We start from the raw sequence: 21934 nt of genomic DNA on the forward strand, positions 1-21934 counted from the left end.
TCTTTCCCATTTTCGCCGTATCGTCGAAGGATAGTCGAAGATTGGCACGATCTGCGCGGAAAAGCCGGAACATTCTTCGATCCTGCGCCTAGTCTTGTCGTCGCGGCGAGTGTCCCGCGGGCAGGATGGGGAAAGCCATGAAGGTCGTTGTTCTCGGCGCGGGCGTCATCGGTGTCACCAGCGCCTACGAACTGGCGAAGGCGGGGCACGAGGTGACGGTGATCGACCGCCAGCCTGGCCCGGCGCTGGAGACGAGCTTTGCCAATGCCGGCGAGGTCTCGTTCGGTTATTGCTCGCCCTGGGCGGCGCCCGGCATCCCGCAAAAGGCGCTGAAATGGCTGTTCATGACCCATGCGCCGCTGATCCTGCGCCCAAAGCTGGATCTGGCGATGCTGTCCTGGATGGCGCGGATGCTGCGCAACTGCACCAGCGAGCGCTATGCCCTGAACAAGAGCCGCATGTTGCGGCTTGCCGATTACAGCCGGGTGTCGCTGGCCGCCGTCCGCGCCGATACCGGCATCGCCTATGACGCGCGCATGCAGGGAACGCTGCAGCTTTTCCGCACGCAGGCCCAGCTCGATGCCTCCGGTAAGGACGTCAAGGCGCTTGCCGCCGACGGCATTCCCTTCGAGGTGCTCGACCGGGACGGCTGCATCCGCGTCGAGCCGGCGCTGCGCCACCAGAGGGACAAGATCGTCGGCGGGCTGCTGACGCCGAAGGACGAGACCGGCGACTGCTTCCTGTTCACCAACGCGCTGGCGACGATCGCCGCGGATCTCGGCGTGCGCTTCCTGCAGGAAACGACGGTGACGGGCCTTCGCATCGAGGGCGGGCGCGTGCGCGGCGTGGAGGCCGGCGGCGCGACGCTTGCCGCCGACGCCGTCATCGTGGCGCTCGGCAGCCACTCGCCGCTCATCCTGCGGCGCTACGGCATCCGCCTGCCGGTCTATCCGGTCAAGGGCTATTCGCTGACGATCCCGATCGTCGATGCCGACCGCGCGCCGGAATCGACGGTGATGGACGAGACCTATAAGATCGCGATCACGCGGCTGGGCCGGCGCATCCGCGTCGGCGGCATGGCGGAGATTTCCGGCTACACCAACGATCTGGCGCCGGCGCGCCGAAGGACGCTCGAACATTCCGTCGGCGACCTCTTCCCCGGCGGCGATCTCTCACAGGCGACCTTCTGGTCCGGCCTGCGGCCGATGACGCCGGACGGCACACCGGTGATCGGCCCGACCGGGATCGGCGGCCTCTTCCTCAACACCGGCCACGGCACGCTCGGCTGGACGATGAGCTGCGGCTCCGCCCGCCTGATCCGCGACCTCGTCGAGGGCCGCACGCCCGAGATCGACGCCACCGACCTCTCGATCGCCCGCTATGCCGCCTGACGTCTGACATCAGGGACGATCGGAGACGACAGATATCCCCGGTGTCGCCCGTTTGATCGGGCGAAGCGCCTGAGAACCTCCCGGGGAACGCATTTGCGTTCCTCTTCCCCATCTTTCTCCTCAATGACAAAAGTACATCGGTTGACCGCTCTGCTGTTCGAATGGATGCTGCCGCGCGCCGAATGCCGGCGGGCTCGCCGCCGAGACGCTGCCGCACCGCCTATTCGAAACGGTGATCTTCGGGAACCATCTGCGTCTCGATGACGAGGGTCACCACGTCGCCGAGGTCCGGAACGGCGACGTCGAGGCCCCAGTCGCTGCGGCGGAGGCTCGCCGTCGCCGAGAAGCCGATCTTCGGCACGCCCATCATCGGATGCTCCGCCATCGATCCGTTGAAGACAACGTCAAGCGTCGCCGGATGTGTCTCGCCGCGCAGCGTCAGCAGGCCTTCGACGGTGCCGGTCCTGTCGCCGGTCACGTGGATCGCCCTTGAGACGAAGACGATCGGCTTTCCCGCGAGGAAGGTGTCGTCGCCGCCGATCTTCGCGTCGAAATCGACCAGTTCCGGCCAGGGATAGTCGGTGCGCATGGAGAGCGGGTCGATCGTCACCGAAAGCCTCGAGGTTTCCGGCGTCTCCGGTCGCCAGTCGAGACGGGCGTCGACGCGCGTGAAGCGCGCGGTGTAACGCGAAAGGCCGAAATGGCTGAAGGAGAAGAGAAGGCTCGAATGGGACGGGTCCGTCTTGTAGACCCCCGCGGGTGCCGCCCCGGGGAGACCCGCGGCGGAGGAAAAGGCGGTGTTCAGCGCGAAACTGAGACAGAAGGCGACAGTGCGGAGCATGAATAAGGTCCTTTTGACACGCAGTGGACGGGAAAGTCGGGGTCGTTTCACGCGGCCTCCCCGCGACGGACCGTGACGATCCTGTCCCAGACGCGGGCGTGCTGCGGGACATCGAGGTCGAAGACGGTCTCGACGATCTCGGCGAGATGATCGGCGGAGGTGACGCGCGCTTCGGTGTCGCCGGCCGGCGTCACCCGGCGCAGGCGATCGTTCTGCAGGGCGACATAGCCTTCGGGCGTATGCCGGAAGACGGCGAGCGCGTGGGTGAAGGGCGACGCGTCATCGCGGAGCAGCCAGGCCTGGGTGGCGGCGAGCGCCGCCTCGTCGCTGTGGTCGGCGCGGAAGTCGAAGCTGCGCGCGATGCCTTGCGGATGATTGTTGAACCGCAGCCAGCCGTCGCCCGTCGGCATGATCGAGAAATCGAAGCCGCGCTGGCTGAACGGCCCGACGGCGATCGGCACGGGCGCGACGATGGCATCGGCGACGCCGACCTCGGCGAGATAGGCACGGTCGAGATCGACACGCAGGGTCAGGTGGTTGCCGATGGCGCGGTCGCCGAGCCTTTCCCGGTCGACGCCGCCACAGAGGCGGGTGACGCGGAAGCCGAGCGCGGCGAGTGCCGCGCCGAAGAGCCCGTTCATCTCGTAGCACCACCCGCCGCGGCGTCCCTCCACCATCTTCGCGAAGGCGGCTGCCGGCGCGATCGCGGAGGGCCAGCCCATGAAGGCGTCGAGCGCCTCGAAGGAAAAAGTCATCAGATGGGCGCGATGCAGCCGCGACAGGCCGGCAAGATCGGGGCGGACCGGCCCGTCGACGCCGATCCGGGCGAGATAGGCGTCGAGTTGCGCGGGGGTGAGCATCATGGCGGTGTCGTTTGAAGGGACGTGCGTCATCCTTCGGTCTCCTTTCGATGGACCGTCGTTGAGGTTCGGACAGGGGTTGGGGAGCTCAGGCGGCCTTGCGGTCGCCCTCAAGGGGGAAGGTCAGGCCGAATTCCGCGGCGATGGCGGAAAGTTCGTCCGGTGTCTCCGGGCGGCAGAGATCGATGAGGAGGAAGAAGTCCTCGAAACCTCCCGGAGTGACGACGACCATCAGCTGGCCGTCGCGCTCGCCGATGTTGCGGAACCGGTGCGGCACGCCGCGCGGCAGGGCGATGCAACCGCCCTCCCCGAGCTCGACATAATCGCCGGCGCACCAGAAGCCGAAGCGGCCCGAAAGCACGCGGAAAAACTCGTCCTCGCGCTCGTGCGCATGCCAGGGCGGCCCGTCTCCCGGGCATACGGTCGCCTCGAACAGGCCGAGCGCGCCGCCGGTGGTGGCAGCCATCAGGCGGACGACATGGCCGCCGAAGGCGCCGACAGGCCAGCCATGGCCGGGCCGCGACACGGCCGCGTAGGTGAAGGCGTTCATTTTTCCCTCCGTTGCGGGATCTCTTCGGTCCGAAGCGCGGGGCTTCCTGCCCGCCGCCTTCGTATGGTGCTGCTATAGCGCGTGAGAAAAGGCGGCGTTCCTAAATGAAGGTGCAGGCCGGTGCCGAATATCCTAAAACTTTGCTAAGACGGCTGCAGATTGCGCGACGGGGACGACAGTGCGGCTCGACGACAGGCTCATCGACTTCCTGACACGGCCGCTGATGTGCATCATCGCCGTTGCCGACGCGGCGCGGCGTCCCACGGCCGGGCGCGGCGTCGGCCTTCACGTCGACGAGGGACGGGAGGCGATCGACGTCATCTTCTCCGGCTGGCAGTGGCCGCGGCTGGAGCCGGCGATCCGGCAGACGCACCGGGCCGCCGTCACCTTCGTCAGCCCTTCCGACTATGTCAGCTTCCAGCTCAAGGGCCAGGCCACCCTGCGCGAGATCGAGGCGCGCGATCACGCGGCCGCCCACCTGTTCATGGCGAAGGCGACCGGAGAACTGGAATCGCTTGGCGTGGCGCGCGGCATCATCGCGCCCTGGCTCACCGGCCGCGACGCGCGGGTCGTCCGGATCGCCGTCGACGAGATCTACATCCAGACGCCGGGCCCGAGCGCCGGCATGCGCGCCGGGGCAAGGACGCAATGAGCCTCACGCTCGACGATCTCGCCGCCTGCTTCGAGGGCGTCATCCCCTCGATCATCGCCACCGCCTCGGCGGACGGCATGCCGAACATTTCCTATCTTTCCCATGTCGTGCGGGTAGATGCGGACCATGTCGCGCTCTCCAACCAGTTCTTCGCCAAGACGGCCGCGAATGTGCGCGCCAATCCGCATGTCACGCTGATCCTCGTCGACGGCGTCACCGGCGACCAGTTCCTGCTCGATATCGGCTTCGTCCGCTCCGTCGACAGCGGCCCGCTGTTCGAGCGGATCGCGCTGCACCTGAAGGCGAGCAGCGCGCAGGTCGGCATGGCGGAGGTGATGCGGCTGCGCAGCGCCGACATCTTCCGCGTGCACGCGATCGAGAAGGTCCCGTCGCCGGTCGAGACCGCGCAGGCGCCCGTCCGGCGCGGCCCCGTCAGCCTTCCGGCACTTGCCGAGGCCGTCCGTGCGATCGAACGGCAGGAGGAGGCGGACGAGACGATCGACGCGCTGTTTCTCGCCATCCGCGCGGTTCTCGGCTACACCCATGCGGTCGTGCTCATCCGCGACGGCCATCGCGGCTCCCTCGTCACCACCGGCAGCATGGGCTACCCGCGTTCGGGGCTCGGATCCGAGGTGGCGGGCGACGACGGCCTGATCGGCGCGGCGGCGGCAAGCGGCCGGACGATCAAGGTCAGCGACATGAGCCGCATCCGGCGGCTGGGGGAAGCCATCGGCCTCGATGCCGATGCGCTCGAGGACCGGACGCGCATCGTCGCCTTTCCCCGCCTGTCCGGCGCGATGAGCCAGATCGCCGTGCCGATGGTCTCGCGCGGCATCACCGTCGGCGTGCTCTTCGCCGAAAGCGTCGAGCGGCTGGCCTTTCGCGCGGAGGACGAGGCCGCGCTCGACATCCTCGCGGGCCAGGCTGCGGCCGCGCTGGCGGCCGGCGAGCGCAGGGCAGCGACCGCCGAACCGGCGCAGCGACCGGCGCGCCACGCCGAACCACCCGCCGGCCCCAGCATCCGCATCACCCATCACCGCGTGGACGACAGCGTGTTCATCGACGATGCCTATGTCGTCAAGGGCGTTGCCGGCGCGCTCTTGCGCCAGATGCTCGACTGGCACCTGAGCGACGGGCGCGTCGAGTTCTCCAACCGGGAGATGCGGCTGGCGATCGGCGGCCGCATGCCGGACATCAAGGACAATCTCGAAACCCGGCTGCTGCTGCTGCGACGCCGGCTTGAGGAGAAGCAGGCGCCGCTGCGGATCGTGCGGAGCGCGAGGGGCCGGGTGCGGCTGGAGGCGGAGGGCGCACTGCTGCTCACGACCGCGGGAGAATGAAGCCGCGCCGAAGCGGATTCCTCCGCCGCAGGCGCGCGGCGCGCGGAAATGGTCGGGCGAAGAGCCGCCCGGCGCAGCCCTTAGCGGCCTGTCCGCTTCACGGCGCGGCACCGCGGGCATAGCGCCCCGGCGGCTGACCGACATGGCGGCTGAAGGCGGTGCTGAAGGTGCTGGCCGAGCCATAGCCGATCCGCCCCGCGACCTCCGCGATGTCGATCCGCTGCCGGCGCAGCATATCCTTCGCCACCGCCATCCGCCAGGTGAGGAGGTAGTCCATCGGGGCCATGCCGACCAGCCGTGAGAAGCGCTCGAAGAAGACGGAGCGCGACAGGGCCGCCTCCCGCGCCAGTTCGGCGACGGTAAGGCTGCGGGCCGGATCGGCATGCATGCGCCGGATCGCCTCCGCCAGGCGCGGATCGGCGAGCCCGCTGAGGAGGCCCGGCGGCGCGTCCTGTACCTGCGCATGACGCAACGCCTCGACGAGCAGGACCTCCACCAGCCGGGCGAGCACCAGCGTCCGGCCCGGGCGGTCGCGCCCAGACTCCTCGACGAGGATCCTGACGAGGGTCGAAAACCGGTCCTCGCCGCGCACATGGATCTGCCCGGGCAGAAGCGAGACGAGCAGCGCGGAATCCGCGCCTTCGAAGACGAAATATCCGCCGAGCAGGCGCACATCCGGGGCACGCTGCGGATCGCCGTGCCGGAGGTCCTGCATCTCCCGTGCCGCGGCATGGGGATCGACGCGGTCCGGGCGCACCGGTGCGAGGCCCGAAATCGTGAACCCCGGCGTTGCCGGCAGGAGCACGAAATCGCCGCTCCTCAGGACGAGATCCACTTCCCCGTCCACCGCCAAACGGCAGGCGCCCTCGATGACGACGGCAAAGCTGGGATGGCCGAAATCGGCGTAGCGCACACCCCAGCGCCCCGCCCCGCTGATCTCCTTGGTGAAGACCGCCTGCGGGCGCATCAGCGTGATGATATCCGAAAGAGGATCGGCCATTTCCGGACTATCGGCAATAAAATCCGGATGGTCAATCGTAGATCATCCGTTCAGGATCGGGGAAAAGGAGGCATCGACCCACACAACAAAGGAGTGCCCCATGCCATCCATCCTGATCACCGGCTGCTCATCCGGCTACGGGCTCGCGACGGCCCGCCTCTTCCTCGCGCGCGGCTTCACCGTCATCGCCACGATGCGGACGCCGCGCGAAGACATCCTGCCGCCAGCGGCGAACCTCCGCCTGCTGCCGCTCGACGTCACGGATGAGGCAAGCATCGCCCGGGCGGTCTCGGCGGCGGGACCGATCGACATGCTCGTCAACAATGCCGGCATCGGTGCGGCGGGCGCCTTCGAAACCATGCCGATGGCAAGAGTGCGGGCGGTCTTCGACACGAACACCTTCGGCGTCATGGCGATGACGCAGGCCGTCATCCCGCAGATGCGCCTGCGCCGCGCCGGAGTGATCGTCAACGTAACCTCCAGCGCCACGCTGGCGCCGATGCCGCTGGTGGCCGCCTACACCGCTAGCAAGCAGGCGATCGAAGGCTTCACCGGATCGCTCGCCCATGAACTCGGCCATTTCGGCATCCGCGTCAAGCTGGTCGAGCCTGGCTACGGACCGACCACGCGCTTCACCGAAAACACCTCCGCATCCGCCGGCGCAATGATCCCGGAGCCCTATGCCGACTTCGCCGCCCCCGTCTTTGCCCGGTTCGCAGCACCCGCGCTGACGACGCGGGAGAGCGACGTCGCCGAGGCGGTCTGGACGGCGGTGCACGACGAAAGCGGAAAGCTCCGCTTCCCCGCCGGTCCCGACGCCGTGGCGCTCGCCCCGGCGGGGTGACGCCCTGGCAGGCGGCGCGGGCGCGTCCGGCGGGCCTCCATCGGAACGGATGTCCGCGCACGACATGTCGATGCCGTCTCCCTGGACCGGGCCGCGCATCATGTCCGACGATGGCAGGCGGGGTTGAGGGCCAGGAGGGCTTTTGCTGGCCGGCGTTTGACCGCATGCCCGCGTTGCGCGGTCACGGCGGCCGCTGCGGATTAGAACACGCTCGGTGAACACCGGCCCACCGAGCGTGTTCCAAAATTTTGCTTTTGCTTGATAATCCGACGCAATCCCGCTTCGGCTGGACATGCTCTAGCGGAGATCGGCGCCGAAGACCCCGTCCATCGCGGCGTAGGTCGAGGCGCCGAAGCGCCCGTCGATCGCGCCCTGGTACTGGCCGGCACCGCGCAGCCGCTGCTGCAGCGCCCGGCGGAATTCCGGCGACCAGGGCTGGCCGTCGCGCATTTCCTGATGGGTCGGCTCGTCGCCCCGCCGGAGCGCCTGCTCGACATAGCGGGCCGCCTCGGCATAGTCCTGCGTGACGCCGTCGCCATTGTGATAGAGGACGGCGATGCTGCGCAGCGCGGAGGTGTTGCCTCCGTCCGCCGAACGGGCGTACCAGCGCATCGCTTCCCCGCCGTCCTTGGCGACACCGTCGCCCTGCTCGTACTGGACGCCGATATTGTACATGGCGAGCGCCTCGCCGAGGTCGGCGGCCTTGCGGTACCAGGTCATCGCCTCGGCCTTGTCCGCAGCCACGCCCCTGCCCTCGTCGTAGAAGAAGCCGATATTGTTCATTGCCGTCGCATGGCCGAGATCGGCCGCCTTTCGGTACCAGACCATCGCCTCGGCATAGTCCTGCGGCACTCCGTCGCCATATTCGTACTGGACGCCGACGTTGAACATGCCGGCCGACTCGCCGCCCTCGGCGCTGCGGCGATACCAGGCCATCGCCTGGTCCTTGTCCGTCGTCGTGCCGCGGCCGACATCGTAGAAGAAGCCGACCTTGTTCATGGCGCCGGCATGGCCCGCCTCGCTCGCCTTCACATACCACTGGAAGGCCTGCGCGTCGTTCTGCGCCACGCCGTCGCCGAATTCGTACTGGGTGCCGACATTGAACATGGCGAGCGCATTGCCGAGATCGGCCGATTTGACGTACCACGCCATCGCCTGGTCCTTGTCGGCGGGCACGCCTTTGCCTTCGTCGTAGAAGAAGCCGATATTGTTCATCGCCATGGCATTGCCGAGATCGGCGCCCTTGCGATACCAGACAAGCGCCTCGGCATCATCCTGCGCCACGCCGGCGCCGAGCTCGTACTGGCGGCCGAGATTGACCATGGCCAGCGGATCGCCGAGATCGGCGGCGCGGCGATACCAGTCGGCCGCCGCCGCCTTGTCGACCGGAACGCCCCGGCCTTCGTCGTAGAAATAGCCGATATTGTTCATCGCCCGCGCATTGCCGAGGGATGCCGAGCGACGATACCACTCCATCGCCGCCGCGTCGTCCCTGGCCACACCCTGGCCCTGGGCGTGGAGGAAGCCAAGATTGAGCATGGCGAGCGCATTGCCGAAATCGGCCGCGCGACGGTACCAGACCGCGGCCTCCGCCTTGTCGACGGCGACGCCTCGGCCCTCGTCGTAGAAATAGCCGATATTGTTCATCGCCATCGCATGGCCGAGACCGGCGGCCTTGCGATACCAGGCGAGCGCCTCGGCGGGATCGGCGCCGACCCCCTCCCCGCCGTCATACTGAAGGCCGATCGCGAACATCGCGGCGACGCTGCCGAGATCGGCGGCCTTGCGGTACTGCCAGAGGGCGCCGGGGTGGTCCTTGCCGGCGGCGAGCGACCGGCCGTACTGGAAGAACAGCCGGGCCTCTCCGGGGAACCGCTCCGTCGCCTCCTTGCAGGCGGGGACCGCCGCGGCGGGATCGACCGCCGCGAGGTCCAGGCCCGCGACCGAGGCGATCCTCTGCGGATCGTCGGGACCGGCGGCCAGCCGGTCGCAGGCGGTTTCGGCCCCGGCAAGGCTTTCCTCGGCAAGCCGCGCCATCTCGGCCCGCGCCAGCGAAGCGAAGGCGCAGGCACCGAAGAGCGACAGGTGCTCCTCATAGAAGGCCTTGCTGTTCTTGTCCCGGATCGCCGCCCAGTGGGTGCCGGCGTCGCGGCAGGCATCCTGAGGCGCGGCCGCGCGCGGATAGGCGGTCGAAAGCGCGCTCACCTCCGCACCCTCCGCCTTCGGCGCAGGCTGGCCCGCAGCCGGCGGGACAAGGTAGACCTCCCGGTCGGGAAGGCTGCCATATTCGAAGGGGGTCTGCCGGTTTTCGGTCGCCTCCTTCACGTCCGCCCGGACGCGACGCAGCATCATGGCAAGTTCGAGGCCGGGCGTCTCCATGTTCTTCAGCAGCGCCGCCGCATAGGGGCTGTGGTCGCCGTCACCGTCCGAGGCGACCGTGCCGGCGGCCGCGGCATAGCTGATCAGGAGGCCGTTGTCCGGCTCCTTCGGCACGGCGAGCCCGCGGGAAACCGCGCGATTGCCCCCCTTCAGCCGCATGCCTTCCAGGAAGGGATTGTTGCGGCAGGCATCGAGCAGGACGATCTTCAGGCCCTTCACATAGGCGACGGCCGAGAGCACGTCGTCGAGATCGATGGTCTCGAAGGCGACGCGGCTGTCGGAGGAGAGCTTCGCATCGGTTGGGATGAGGAAATTGCTGCCTTTCAGCTCCATCGCATGGCCGGCATAGTAGATCAGCGCCAGATCCGCGCCCTCGGATTTCTCCGCGAAATCGGCAAGCGTCGTCTGGAAGGCGGACTTGCCGAGATCGGTGGCGAGCATCACGTCGAAGTCGAGGCGCGCGAGCGCCGCGCCGACCGCCCGGGCATCGTTCGCGGGGTTGCGCAGAAGGCCGGCCGACTGGTAGTTCGAATTGCCGATGACGAGGGCGACACGACCCGCGGCCCGGCTTTCGCCGCCCGCCGCGACAAGTGCCGCCAGCATGATCATGGCGCAGGCGAGCGCAAGACCGCCCCTCTCGATCCAACCCCTCATCCGTCCCGTTCCCCGACAGAAAACATCTGCGCCGCCGTTCCATTGTGGCAGATCGGCCCGATTTTTGAAGGGCGAATTTCGGGGCAAGGGCCGCGATCGCGCGCCGCGACACGCCCTTGAGCACCTGACCGAGATGCGGAACTGGTTTCCGATCCCTTAACGCCGCTAACCATAGTCGCACAGCCGACGGGACTGCCCGTGTCCTTGCATGCTATCGTCCTTTCGACCGACGAAGCGGAACGCCGCCGTCGACCTCAAGGAGCATGGAGCGACACATCTTGGAGAGGGACGTCCTGATCGACAGGATCTACGAAGCCGCGATGATCCCCGACGGGTGGAGCGACGTCTGCGACCTGATCAGCGCTGAGGTCGATGCGTTTTCCGCCGCCGTCATCTCAATCTCGCCGGACGGCGCGGTGCGCTGGGTGGCGAGCGAGTGCGTGACGGAGGACATGCGCCGGTACCAGGACAGCGGGCTTGCGGCCGAGAACAAGCGGCTCATCCGGGCGCTGCAGTCCGGCGACACGTCCTTCAAGCGCGACATCGACGTACTGACGGCGGAGGAATTCGAGAACGACAGCATGCTGCGGGAGCTGCTGCGGCCGATCGGGCTTGGATGGGAGATGGGCGCGGCGGTGCGCGAGCCGTCCGGCACCATGCTCGTCCACAGCCTGCTCAGGCGCACCGAGCACGGGCCGTTCACGCCCGACCATGTCGAGAGGATCAACGGCCTGCGCCCCGACCTCGCCCGCGCCACCTTCATGGCGGGACGGCTCGGCTTCGAGGAAGCGCGCACCATGGCGCGGACGCTCGATCTGGTCGGTCTTCCCGCCGCCGTGATCGGCGACGGCGGGCAGGTCGTGGCGATGAATGCCGGAATGGACGCGATGGGACCGCGCATCCGCACCGGCTTCATGGACCGGCTCGTCCTCAGCGACACGCAAGCCGCCGCCCTTCTCCAGGATATCTTCGAGCGGCTGCAGCGCGGTTTTGCGCCCCTCGTCCAGTCGGTTCCGGTCGCGGCAGGCGAGGCGGCGCCGCCGCTGGTGCTGCAGGTGATCCCGATCCGCCGCGATGCGCGCGACATCTTCGCGCGAAGCCGGGCCGTCGTCATCGCCACCACCGTCGGCGTGGCGGGTCCGCCGGACCAGAGGGTGCTCTGCGGCCTTTTCGACCTGACCCGGCTCGAGGCGCGGGTGGCGCAGGAGGTGACGCGCGGCCTCTCCGTCGAGGAGACCGCCGGCCGCCTCGGCATCGGCCGCGAGACAGTCCGGACCCATTTGAAGGCGGTCTTCCGCAAGACCGGCGTGGGGCGGCAGTCGCAGCTCGTTGCCCTCCTGTCCGGGCTCGGCAGGCCGAGCGACGCGGCGTGACCCGATCAGCGCGGCGGCCAGTCGTCGACGAAGCGCCGGTCGAGGAGAACGAGGTTGCGGTCGGGACCGACCCGATAGGTCTCGAACACCATGCCGCCCTGGTAGAGGAAGCGGTGATGGTGGATGCTTCCGGGCGGCGCCTTGCGCAGCGGCGTCGCCCGGCCGCCGTAATGGATGCTGCCGGGAAGCGGCTCGAGGTCCGGCGGCGCCGTGGTACAGCCGGCAAGCGCCAGTCCGAGGACGGCGGCGATGAAGGGAGCGTTTTTCATGCGGATGTCCTCCTGTCGTTCTCGTGACCGCAACGGATAAGCTCCGGCCACGGTTTCATCCCGTCTCGCCTTTGTCGGAACTCTTTTCTTTACATGGGATAATTTTTTAAGATCCACACTGAAAATTATTTCATGCGATGGAATGTTTCCGTCTTGCGCCGCGGCCTGTCCCCGACCATTCTCCCCGCACGCAGTCCACGCCTTTCCGATGAAACGGACATGACACCGCAATGAAAACGCCGCGCCACCGGACGATGGAGGACTTCGCGCAATCCTGCGGCGTGTCGCGGCCGACGCTTTCCAAATATTTCGACAATCCCGCCAGCGTAAAGCCCGCCACCCGGCGGCGCATCGAACAGGCGCTGGAGGCCTCGGACTACCAGCCGAACCATTATGCGCGCAACCTCAACCGCAAGCGCACGCGCAATGTCGGCATCATCGTACCGACGCTCGCCGATCCTTTCTACACCGCCGCCGTCAGCGAGATCGAACTGAGGCTGCGCGAGGAGGGCTACTGGCCGATCGTCATCTCGTCGCATGGCTCGCAGGCGCTCGAATCCGAGGCGCTGCGCACGATCATGGCGCTGAAGGTCTCGGGCGCGATCATGGCGCCGCTCGGCCTTGCCTCCGACGCGCGCGGCTTCGAGACGATCACCCAGTCGATCCCGATCGTCTGCTTCGACACCTATATCGCCGGGACCGCCCCCTTCATCGGCAACAACAACCGCCAGAGCGTCGCCACCATGGTCGATTATCTCTGCCGCTCCGGCGAGGCGCCGGTCTATTTCGACATCCCCCATGTCAACCACAACTCACCGGAGCGCCTCAAGAGCTACATCGACACGATGACGGCGCTTGGCCACGAGCCCTTGGTCTTCGGCAACACGCGCGACTATACCTGGGACTTCGAGCGTATCGGCTACGAGCAGATGGAGGCGATCCTGTCGCGCAACGCGCTGCCGGGACGCACCGTGCTCTGCGCCAACGACCGCCTCGCCTTCGGCGTCATGGCGGCGGCCTTCTCGCAAGGCAAGAGGGTCGGACGGCGCGGCGACTGCGACCTGCGCGTCGCGGCCCATGACGACCATCCCTTGAGCCGCTTCACCGGGCCGGCGCTGACGACGATGGCGCAGGATTTCAGCGGCATTGCCCGGCGCAGCGTCGAGACGCTCTTGGCGCTGATGGGGGACGAGCGCGCCGACGTGGCGCCCATGCTTTATTTCGACGCGACGCTGGCGATGCGCCAGTCCGCCTGATCCGGCTCCAGGGTCCGTCGGGTTCATCCGGAAGCAGGCAGGTTCTCTCCCCTTTTGCTGCCATTTGTCCTTTCGGGACAACCGGATCCCACGTGATCCCCGGCAAACGCTACACGTTCGATGAGCACCGGTTCACGGAACGTGTCATAACATTTTGTCTTTGCAGCATTGTCCGACGCCGAAGCGATCCCGTTTCGGCCGGACACGCCCTAAAGCGTGTCGCGATCTTTCAGATTCGCTCGTACGCGTTAGGCCTTTGTTTTTACGCATGTCTTTTCGCAAAGCTGCTGCACACCTTTGCGAGACACGCTCTAGCCGAAGGCCGGGTCGTAGGACCTCCACGCCGCGACCGCCGCCAGCACCACGGCATGGGCGTCGGGCGTATAGCGGCCCATCGAGGCGAAGCCGTGGATCTGGCCCGGCCGGTCGAAGCGTGCGAGCGGCACGCCCGCCTCCTCCAGCCGGTCGGCATAGGCCTCGCCCTCGTCGGCAAGGATGTCATAGCCGGCGATCGCGACGAAGGCGGGCGGCGCGCCGGCAAGGCTCTTCACCCGCAGCGGCGAGGCGCGCCAGTCGGCGATGTCGCCGTCGGTGCGGATGTAATGATCGCGGAACCAGGCCATGGTCCGCGCCGTCAGTCCGTAGCCCTCGGCGAAGCGGCGATAGCTGTCGGCGGTCTGGGCCGCATCGGTGTTCGGATAGATGAGGAGCTGCGCCGTCACCTTCGGCGCGTCGCCGTCGCGCGCCATCAGCGCCACCACAGCCGCGAGGTTGCCGCCGGCGCTGTCGCCGGCCACCGCGACCCGTGCGGGATCGATGCCGAATTCCGACGCGCGGGCGACCACGGCGGCAAGCGTTGCCCGGCAGTCCTCGACGGGCGCCGGAAACTTGTGCTCCGGCGCCAGCCGGTAGTCCGGGCAGACGACGACGCAGGCAGCCGCATTGGCGAACCAGCGGCAGATTTCGTCATGGCTGTCGAGCGAGCCGATCACCCAGCCGCCGCCGTGGTAATAGACGAGCGCCGGTGCATCGTGCTCCGGCGCGCCGAGGCCGCGATAGACCCGGACGCGGATCGGCCCGGCCGGGCCGTCGACGACGCGGTCATGGACGGAGGCGACGCCGACGCGCTCGCCCTGCAGCGTCGGGCCGCCGGCATTGTAGGCGCCGCGCGCCGCGTCGACGGTGCCCTCCTCGAAGGGCTTGCCGCCGGCGGCGCGCTGGAGGTCGAGGACGCGCCGGGCGCCGGGATCGAGTGCCACCATCACGCAGCCGCCTTTGCCGGAGCGAGAAGGCTTTCGGCCTCTTCCTCGCCGAGGAGCCGCGGCTGCGCGACGCTGCCCTCGATCGCGACGGAGGTGCCGGAGACGCCGGAGGCAAGAATGCCTTCCATGATTTCCAGGACATGCAGCGCAAGGTCGCCGGAGGCGCGGTGCGCCTCTCCGGTCTCGAGCGCGCGCACGAGGTCGGCGACGCCCAGCATGCGGTAATTGGCGCGGTCCGGCGCGGCAAAGGGCCAGTTGCGGGCGCCATAGAGTTCGCCGTCGCTGTCGAAATCGCGCCAGTCGGCGCCGCGCTCCGACAGCGAGACGGTGCCGCCGAACGTGTCGGGGTCGGGAAGCCGGATCGACCCTTCCGTGCCGTGCAGCTCGATCGGATGGTTGGAGTGGCGGAAGACGTCCCAGGAGGCGCCGAAGGTGACGGTGGCGCCGGAGCGGAACTCGATCAGCGAGAGGATGTTGGTCGGGGTACCGACCTTGAACGTCGTGTTCTTGTAAGGGCCGTCCGCCGTGATCAGGCGCTCCTCCTGGCCCTTGGTCGCCATCGCCATGACGCGGGCGGCGGGGCCGAGCAGGTTGACGAGCATGGTGAGATAGTAGGGACCCATGTCGAGCACCGGGCCGCCGCCGGGCTGGTAGTAGAATTGCGGGTTCGGATGCCAGTGCTCCATGCCGCGCCCCATCATGAAGGCGGTGCCGGTGATGGCGCGGCCGATCGCGCCCTCGTCGACCAGCCGGCGGGCACGCCGCCCGGCGGCACCGAGGAAGGTGTCGGGCGCCGAGCCGAGCAGCAGGCCGCGCGAGGCGGCTTCCGCGACCAGCCTGCGCCCCTCGGCGGCCGTCGTCGCCAGCGGCTTTTCGGTGAAGACGTGCTTGCCGGCCGACAGCGCCGACATCGTCACGTCGTAATGGACGGCCGGAATGGTCAGGTTGAGCACGAGATCGACCTCGGGGTCGGCGAGCAGCCCGTCGACCGTCTCGGCCCGGATGCCGTATTCCTTCGCCCGCAGCGCCGCCATGTCGGCCGAGATGTCGGCGCAGGCCTTCAGTTCCACGCCGGAAAACAGCGCCGCATTGCGCAGATAGGTCATCGAAATATTGCCGCAGCCGATCACGCCGATGCCGATCGGGCGCTTGCTCTTCCCAGTCACGTTCTTCTCTCCTCGAACCCTGCCGGCAGGGCGACCGCCGGCGTCGCGGCGCAAACTGCCACGATGCGGATGCGCGATAAAGGATTTTAATTCTTGACGTGCGACAAATTTTTATCGATCATGCGCCAACGCTTCAGGCAGAGGAGTGCCGTGGCGTTTTTCGGGAGGACACCATGACGGACATTTCGAAAGGGCCGGATGCCGGCTCGGATCTCGCTGGCCTCGAGGCCGGCCCCACGGCCGCCGGCGCGCCCCGTGCCTTGCCTGCCACCTTGCCCAACCACGTCACGCGCGCCGACCGGCGCCAGTTCCTGATGGCATCGGCGGGGCTGATCGGCGCCGCCGCGCTCGGCACGGGTCTTGGCGTCCGCAAGGCCCGGGCGCAGGACCGGGCCGAGATCAGCTTCGCCAGCGCCGCCTTCTTCGGCAACGAGACCTTCGGCGACCTGATCAAGACCTTCAACGAGTCGCAGGACCGGGTGCTGGTCAAGAACATCGAGCTGCCGCCGCCGAGCTCGTCGACCGAGGTCTATCAGGGCCTAGTGCAGCAGCTCGCACGCAAGAGCGGCACGCCGGACGTGTTCAGCCAGGACGTCATCTGGATCGCCGGCTTCGCCGCCGCCGGCTGGGCGCTCGCGCTCGACGAGTATTTCCCCGCCGACAAGCGCGGCGATTACTTTGCCGGCACGGTCGCCGCCTGCACCTATGACAACAAGCTCACCGCGCTGCCCTGGTTCCTCGATTCCGGCATGTTCTACTACCGCAAGGACGTGCTGGAGAAGCACGGCGGCACGGTGCCGACCACCTGGGACGACATGGCGACGATCGCGGCGGCGGCGCAAAAGGCTGGCGACGTCGAGTTCGGCTATCTCTGGCAGGGCAAGCAGGCCGAGGTCCTCGTCTGCGATGCGGTCGAGATCATCACGTCGGCCGGCGGCGCGATCCTCGCACCCGACGGCAAGTCGTCGCTGATCAACCAGGAAGCGGCGGTCAAGGCGATCCAGTTCCTGCATGATACGATCAACAAGACCAAGATCAGCCCGCAGAACGTGCTTTCCTGGGACGAGGAGCCGTCGCGCCAGCCGTTCACCTCAGGTCAGGCGCTGTTCATGCGCAACTGGTCCTACGTCTATCCGATCGCGCAGGACCCGAAGGCTTCCGAGGTCGTCGACAAGGTCGGCGTCGCGCCCCTGCCCGCCTTCCCCGGCGGCAAGTCGTCGGCCTGCCTCGGCGGCTACCAGCTCGGCGTCAACGCCAACTCGAAGAACCGCGAGGCGGCGATCGAGCTGCTCACCTGGCTGTCCTCGACCGAGACGCAAAAGCGCATCGCGCTGAACTTCGGCCTCGCGCCGACGCGCCCCGCCCTCTTCGCCGACGAGACGATCAAGAAGGACCAGCCCTTCATGGCGAGCCTGCAGGACGTCTTCACCGGGGCGACGCCGCGGCCGGTGACGCCGGAATACGCCAAGGTGACGCTCGCCTTGCAGTCGGGCATCTCCAAGGCGCTGGTCTCCGGCAATGTCCAGGCCGAGATGGACGCGCTCGCCAACACGATCAACGGCATCGTCGGCTGACCATGTCGTCTGCGGTCGCCCCATCCTCCTACAGACGGCCGCGTCGGGCCGGGAGGGCGCTTTCGGGCGCCCTCTGGCCCTTGCTCCTGCTGCTGCCGGCCTTCATCTCGCTGGCCTCGGTCTCCTTCTACCCGATCCTGAACGGCCTCTACCTGTCGCTGACCAACACCTCGCTGATCACGCAGGAGGACGACTTCGTCGGCTTCGCCAACTATGTCCAGCTCTTTGCCGACAGCCAGTTCTGGAACGCCTGGTGGCACACGATGTGGTTCACCGCCGTCTCCACCCTGCTCGAAACGCTGATCGGCCTCGGCATGGCGCTGATCCTCTACGAGCATTTTTCCGGACGCGGCCTGGTGCGCGCGGCGATGCTGGTGCCCTGGGCGATGCCGACCGTGGTGACATCAAAGATGTTCGGCTGGCTGTTCGACGGCCAGCACGGCATCATCAACTTCATCCTCGTCTCGCTCGGCATCGCCGACCAGAACATCAACTGGTACGGCTCGCCCGACACGGCGATGACGACGATCATCATCGCCGACGTCTGGAAGACGACGCCCTTCATGGCACTTCTTCTGCTCACCGGCTTGCAGACCGTGCCGAAATCGCTGACCGAAGCCGCGCGCATGGACGGCGCGAAGAGCTGGAAGACCTTCTGGTACATCCGCCTGCCGCTTCTCCTGCCGACGCTGCTAATCGCCGGGCTGTTTCGCGCGCTCGACGCCTTCCGCATCTTCGACCTCGTCTACGTGCTGACCGGCGGCGGGCCCGCCGATTCCACCGAGACCCTGTCGACGCTCTCCTACAAGGTGCTCTTCGCCACGCTGCAGTTCGGCTACGGCTCGGCCGTGTCGACGGCGATGTTCATCACAGAGGGGCTGATCGCGGCGGTGCTCTGCCTGTTCCTGATCCGGCAGATCCGGAGGGTGTCATGAACGAGGCGCGCAAGCCGCTCCAGTCGGTCCTGCTCTACCTTGGCGCCGCCTTCATCCTCGTCTGGTCGGGCGGGCCGTTCCTCTGGCAGTTCTCCACCTCGTTCCAGCTCGACAAGGCGCTGACCTCGGGCACCCCGTCGCTGATCCCGGACCCGTTCACGCTGGAACACTACTACAACGCCTTCGTCGAGAAGGGCCTGCACCGCTACGTCTGGAACTCGCTGGTCGTGTCGCTGGCAACCACCTTCCTCTGCCTCGTCGTCGGCTCGCTCGCCGCCTTCTCGCTGTCGCGGCTGAACGTCAAGGGGCGCTTCGGCATCCTGATGGTCATCCTCTCGGTGTCGATGTTCCCGCAGATCGCACTGGTCGGCCCGCTCTACCTGATCGCCTCGGAGCTCGGCCTGCTCGACACCTATACCGTGCTGGTCATCACCTACCTGGCGCTCGGCCTGCCGCTCGTCACCTGGGTGCTGTTCGGCTATTTCGAGACGCTGCCGCGCGAGATCGACGAGGCGGCGCGCATGGACGGGGTCAAGACCGTCGGCCTTCTCTGGCACATCATCCTGCCGATGTCGCTGCCGAGCCTCGTCACCACCGGCCTGCTCGCCTTCATCACCGCTTGGAACGAATTCCTCTTCGCGCTCGCCTTCACCTCCAATATCGACACGCAGACGATCCCCGTCGGCATCGCCAACTTCACCAACCTCTATTATGTACCCTGGGGCGACATCGCGGCCGCGTCCGCCGTCGTCACCGTGCCGCTGATCCTTCTCGTGCTCTTCTTCCAGCGGCACATCATCGAAGGCCTGACCCAGGGAGGTATCAAGGAATGACAGTGACCACCAAGGACATCAAACTCGGCTGCCAGACGTTCACCTGGGAGATGCTTGGCAAGGGGTTCACCGGCGGGCCGGACGACCTGCTTTCCGCCATTTCCAAGGGCGGCTACAGCGGCATCGAGATCACGGACAAGATGATCGGCCACTATGGCGACGATCCCGCCGGCTTCGCCAGCGCGCTTGAAAATCACGGCCTGACGCTGGTCGCCTTCGCCTGCGCCGCACCAAGCGGCTACACGGAAGCGGCCGAGATCGAGAACGACGTGGCGCGCACGCGCCGCTGGATCGATTTCGCCGCCCAGTTCCCCGGCGCGGTCGTCTCGATGGGCTCGGCGACGGTGATGTCGCCCGGCGCACGGGCCGACAAGTATAAGGTCGCGGCGGAAGTCTACAACAAGGCTGGCGCGGCCGCCGCAAGCGCCGGCGTCACCCTCGCCGTGCATCCGAGCTCGCACCGCGACACGCTGCTCTTCGACCGCGCCGACTACGACGCGATCTTCGCCCTTCTCGATCCGACGCTGGTCGGCTGGGTGCCGGATACCGGCCATATCCTGCGCAGCAGGATGGACATCCTCGACACGCTTGCGACCTACCGCGACCGCATCCGCTACCTGCACCTGAAGGACGTCGACGCAAACGGCGACTGGGCGATGCTCGGGGAAGGCGTCTGCGACACGAAGGCGGTGGTCGACGCCGTCCGCGCTGGATCGCACTTCAACGGCTGGCTCATCGTCGAGGAGGAATCCGAGACGGCCGGCAGGGATCCCGCCGCCGCCGTCAAGACGAACCGCGACACCATGCGCCGCTACGGTTTCTGAGGACGGACCCATGTTACGCAAGGACGACCGGCGGCTTCGCGTCGGAGTGCTCGGCTGCGGGCCGATCGCGCAATTCGCCCATCTCGAATCCTGCGTGAAGGCGCGCAATGCTGATCTCTACGCGATCTGCGACGCGGCACCCGATCTCCTTGCCCGCATGGGCGCGACCTACGAGCCGGAGAAGCAGTATGGCGACTACGACGCCATGCTCGCCGACCCGGAACTGGAGGCCGTGATCGTCGCGACCTCCGACGCCTATCACGTGCCGATGACGATCAAGGCGCTCGATGCCGGCAAGCATGTGCTGTGCGAAAAGCCGGTCGGCGTCTCGATCGAAGAGGGCATGGCGCTTGCCGAGGCGGTGAAACGCTCCGGCAAGGTCTACCAGGTCGGACACATGAAGCGCTTCGATCCGGCGCTCGAGGCGGCGCGCGATTTCGTCCGCGACGAGATCGGCACGGTCCTGGCGCTGAAGGCCTGGTACTGCGATTCCACCCATCGCTACACCAACACGGACGCCGTCCAGCCGCTGCCGGTGACGAGCAGGCTGGCGAAAAAGCCCGCCGGCAATCCGAAGGCGGATCTGCGGCAGTATTTCATGCTGGCGCACGGTTCGCACCTCGTCGACACGGCCCGCTTCTTCTGCGGCGAGATCACCGCCGTCCGGGCGCGGCTCAACGAGCAGTTCGGCGCCTATTGCTGGTTCGTCGAGACGGAATTCGCCAGCGGCGCGCTCGGCCATCTCGACCTCACCGTCGCCGTCCGCATGGACTGGCACGAGGGCTTCCAGCTTTATGGCGAGAACGGCTCTGTGATCGCCAAGACCTTCAATCCCTGGTATTTTCGCGCGAGCGAGGTCGACATCTTTCGTGAAAAGGATGCGACGGCCCGCCGGCCGCTCGGCGCGGACGGCCATTTCTTCCGCCGCCAGCTCGAAGGCTTCGCCGACACGATCCTCGACGGCAAGCCGATGCGCGGCGCGACCGTCGACGACGGCGTCGCCTCGATCCGCGCCATGGTCGCGATCGCCCGCTCGGTCGAGAGCGGCGCGCGCGTGTCTCTCACCGATGTCACGGGAGCCGTCTGATGCAGATCGGGATTTTCGCCAAGACCTTCGCGGGAACGGATGCCGCGACCGTGCTCTCCGCCACGCGCGGCGCCGGCTACGACACAACCCAGTTCAACCTCGCCTGCGTCGGCCTGCCGTCGATGCCGGAGACGGTCGGCGACGATGTGATCGCCGCGATCGCCGAGGCGGCACGCGCAACCGGCGTCTCGATCGCGGCGCTGTCGGGCACCTACAACATGGCGCATCCGGAAAAGCGCGTCCGTGACGACGGCCTTGCCCGGCTCGGTACCGTCATCGAGACCGCTGCCCGGCTCGCCATTCCGCTGGTGACGCTCTGCACCGGCTCGCGCAACGCCGCCGACCAGTGGGCACACCATCCGGACAATCAGGCGCCGGAGGCCTGGGCCGACATGGCGGCGGAGATGGAGCGCGCGCTGGCGCTTGCCGAGGCCCATGGCGTCGACCTCGGCATCGAGCCGGAACAGGCGAATGTGGTGACCTCGGCCGAAGACGCCGTGCGCCTGATCGGCGAGATGGGATCATCGCGGCTGAAGATCGTGCTCGATCCGGCCAATCTCTTCGAGGAGGCGAGCCCGCAGGAGGCGCGCGCCATCGTCGCCGACAGTCTCGATCGCGCCGCCCCCTTCCTCGCCATGGCCCATGCGAAGGATCGCCATGCCGACGGTCGTTTTACCACCGCCGGTACCGGCGTCGTCGATTTTCCCGACTTCATCGCGCGGCTGAAGGCTGCGGGCTTTGCCGGGCCGGTCGTCACCCACGGGCTTTCCGCGGCAGAGGCGCCGGGCGTCGCCCGTTTCCTCCGAAGCCTTCTGTAAGCATTTGCTGACCATAGAACGGAGTC

General features: G+C 67.5%; 20 protein-coding genes. 12 read left to right on the forward strand and 8 right to left on the reverse strand.

Annotated features, from left to right (window positions below; translation table 11 throughout):
* Positions 1-137 precede the first annotated feature (137 nt).
* A complete protein-coding gene (locus tag ACEVQ6_RS01800) occupies positions 138-1391 on the forward strand; it encodes a D-amino acid dehydrogenase (RefSeq protein WP_374887171.1) in 1254 nt (417 codons plus the stop codon).
* Between the two features lie 220 nt (positions 1392-1611).
* Here ACEVQ6_RS01800 and ACEVQ6_RS01805 read toward each other — a convergent pair whose 3' ends face one another.
* The 3 genes from ACEVQ6_RS01805 to ACEVQ6_RS01815 all read right to left on the reverse strand — a co-directional run bounded on the left by ACEVQ6_RS01805 (position 1612) and on the right by ACEVQ6_RS01815 (position 3642).
* Entirely contained in the window at positions 1612-2232 is a 621-nt protein-coding gene (locus tag ACEVQ6_RS01805) for a YceI family protein (protein WP_374887172.1), read from the reverse strand.
* Between the two features lie 47 nt (positions 2233-2279).
* Positions 2280-3095, reverse strand: a complete 816-nt coding sequence (locus ACEVQ6_RS01810; RefSeq protein ID WP_374887173.1) for an arylamine N-acetyltransferase family protein — start codon at positions 3093-3095, stop codon at positions 2280-2282.
* Positions 3096-3180: 85 nt separating this feature from the next.
* On the reverse strand, positions 3181-3642 hold the full coding sequence (locus ACEVQ6_RS01815) for a cupin domain-containing protein (RefSeq protein ID WP_374887174.1): 462 nt from the start codon (positions 3640-3642) through the stop codon (positions 3181-3183).
* Positions 3643-3820: 178 nt separating this feature from the next.
* On the opposite strand from ACEVQ6_RS01815, the gene ACEVQ6_RS01820 reads away from it, so the two are divergent.
* Together ACEVQ6_RS01820 and ACEVQ6_RS01825 are read left to right on the forward strand one after the other, a co-directional pair.
* Complete coding sequence (locus tag ACEVQ6_RS01820) at positions 3821-4294, forward strand: pyridoxamine 5'-phosphate oxidase family protein (protein WP_374887175.1); 474 nt, start codon at positions 3821-3823, stop codon at positions 4292-4294.
* The gene (locus tag ACEVQ6_RS01825) at positions 4291-5634 is read left to right on the forward strand and encodes a pyridoxamine 5'-phosphate oxidase family protein (protein WP_374887176.1); all 1344 of its coding nucleotides are present in this window, start codon (positions 4291-4293) and stop codon (positions 5632-5634) included. Before ACEVQ6_RS01820 ends, ACEVQ6_RS01825 begins: the two co-directional genes overlap by 4 nt.
* Before the next feature lie 97 nt (positions 5635-5731).
* Here the strand turns inward: ACEVQ6_RS01825 and ACEVQ6_RS01830 are convergent, their stop codons facing one another.
* A complete protein-coding gene (locus ACEVQ6_RS01830; protein WP_374887177.1) occupies positions 5732-6634 on the reverse strand; it encodes an AraC family transcriptional regulator in 903 nt (300 codons plus the stop codon).
* Positions 6635-6734: 100 nt separating this feature from the next.
* On the opposite strand from ACEVQ6_RS01830, the gene ACEVQ6_RS01835 reads away from it, so the two are divergent.
* On the forward strand, positions 6735-7478 hold the full coding sequence (locus tag ACEVQ6_RS01835) for an SDR family oxidoreductase (RefSeq protein ID WP_374887178.1): 744 nt from the start codon (positions 6735-6737) through the stop codon (positions 7476-7478).
* Between the two features lie 297 nt (positions 7479-7775).
* Here the strand turns inward: ACEVQ6_RS01835 and ACEVQ6_RS01840 are convergent, their stop codons facing one another.
* Entirely contained in the window at positions 7776-10511 is a 2736-nt protein-coding gene (locus ACEVQ6_RS01840) for a caspase family protein (protein WP_374887179.1), read from the reverse strand.
* 278 nt (positions 10512-10789) lie between these two features.
* Here ACEVQ6_RS01840 and ACEVQ6_RS01845 point away from each other — a divergent pair, with 278 nt between their 5' ends.
* Positions 10790-11884 (forward strand): helix-turn-helix transcriptional regulator, encoded by a 1095-nt coding sequence (locus ACEVQ6_RS01845; RefSeq protein WP_374887180.1) that lies wholly within the window; start codon positions 10790-10792, stop codon positions 11882-11884.
* A gap of 5 nt (positions 11885-11889) precedes the next feature.
* Here ACEVQ6_RS01845 and ACEVQ6_RS01850 read toward each other — a convergent pair whose 3' ends face one another.
* Positions 11890-12153 (reverse strand): hypothetical protein, encoded by a 264-nt coding sequence (locus tag ACEVQ6_RS01850; RefSeq protein WP_374887181.1) that lies wholly within the window; start codon positions 12151-12153, stop codon positions 11890-11892.
* A gap of 230 nt (positions 12154-12383) precedes the next feature.
* On the opposite strand from ACEVQ6_RS01850, the gene ACEVQ6_RS01855 reads away from it, so the two are divergent.
* Positions 12384-13409: a LacI family DNA-binding transcriptional regulator gene (locus ACEVQ6_RS01855; RefSeq protein WP_374887182.1), complete on the forward strand. Its 1026-nt coding sequence runs from the start codon at positions 12384-12386 to the stop codon at positions 13407-13409.
* 311 nt (positions 13410-13720) lie between these two features.
* On the opposite strand, the gene ACEVQ6_RS01860 is transcribed toward ACEVQ6_RS01855, so the two are convergent.
* A complete protein-coding gene (locus tag ACEVQ6_RS01860; protein ID WP_374887183.1) occupies positions 13721-14671 on the reverse strand; it encodes an alpha/beta hydrolase in 951 nt (316 codons plus the stop codon).
* Positions 14671-15837: a Gfo/Idh/MocA family protein gene (locus tag ACEVQ6_RS01865; protein WP_374887184.1), complete on the reverse strand. Its 1167-nt coding sequence runs from the start codon at positions 15835-15837 to the stop codon at positions 14671-14673. The genes ACEVQ6_RS01860 and ACEVQ6_RS01865 overlap by 1 nt, the downstream gene beginning before the upstream one ends.
* A gap of 173 nt (positions 15838-16010) precedes the next feature.
* On the opposite strand from ACEVQ6_RS01865, the gene ACEVQ6_RS01870 reads away from it, so the two are divergent.
* The 6 genes from ACEVQ6_RS01870 to ACEVQ6_RS01895 all read left to right on the forward strand — a co-directional run bounded on the left by ACEVQ6_RS01870 (position 16011) and on the right by ACEVQ6_RS01895 (position 21908).
* A complete protein-coding gene (locus tag ACEVQ6_RS01870; RefSeq protein WP_374887185.1) occupies positions 16011-17411 on the forward strand; it encodes an ABC transporter substrate-binding protein in 1401 nt (466 codons plus the stop codon).
* Positions 17412-17491: 80 nt separating this feature from the next.
* Complete coding sequence (locus ACEVQ6_RS01875) at positions 17492-18346, forward strand: carbohydrate ABC transporter permease (protein ID WP_374887186.1); 855 nt, start codon at positions 17492-17494, stop codon at positions 18344-18346.
* Positions 18343-19179: a carbohydrate ABC transporter permease gene (locus ACEVQ6_RS01880; protein WP_374887187.1), complete on the forward strand. Its 837-nt coding sequence runs from the start codon at positions 18343-18345 to the stop codon at positions 19177-19179. Before ACEVQ6_RS01875 ends, ACEVQ6_RS01880 begins: the two co-directional genes overlap by 4 nt.
* 2 nt (positions 19180-19181) lie before the next feature.
* Complete coding sequence (locus ACEVQ6_RS01885; RefSeq protein WP_374887356.1) at positions 19182-20003, forward strand: sugar phosphate isomerase/epimerase family protein; 822 nt, start codon at positions 19182-19184, stop codon at positions 20001-20003.
* A 10-nt stretch (positions 20004-20013) separates the two neighbouring features.
* Positions 20014-21090 carry a Gfo/Idh/MocA family protein gene (locus ACEVQ6_RS01890; protein ID WP_374887188.1) on the forward strand — a complete coding sequence of 359 codons (1077 nt, stop codon included), beginning with the start codon at positions 20014-20016 and terminating at the stop codon, positions 21088-21090.
* Complete coding sequence (locus ACEVQ6_RS01895) at positions 21090-21908, forward strand: sugar phosphate isomerase/epimerase family protein (protein WP_374887189.1); 819 nt, start codon at positions 21090-21092, stop codon at positions 21906-21908. The genes ACEVQ6_RS01890 and ACEVQ6_RS01895 overlap by 1 nt, the downstream gene beginning before the upstream one ends.
* Positions 21909-21934: the final 26 nt, after the last annotated feature.

This window comes from Ensifer soli (genome assembly GCF_041928815.1).
Taxonomy (GTDB): Bacteria; Pseudomonadota; Alphaproteobacteria; order Rhizobiales; family Rhizobiaceae; genus JBHFEI01.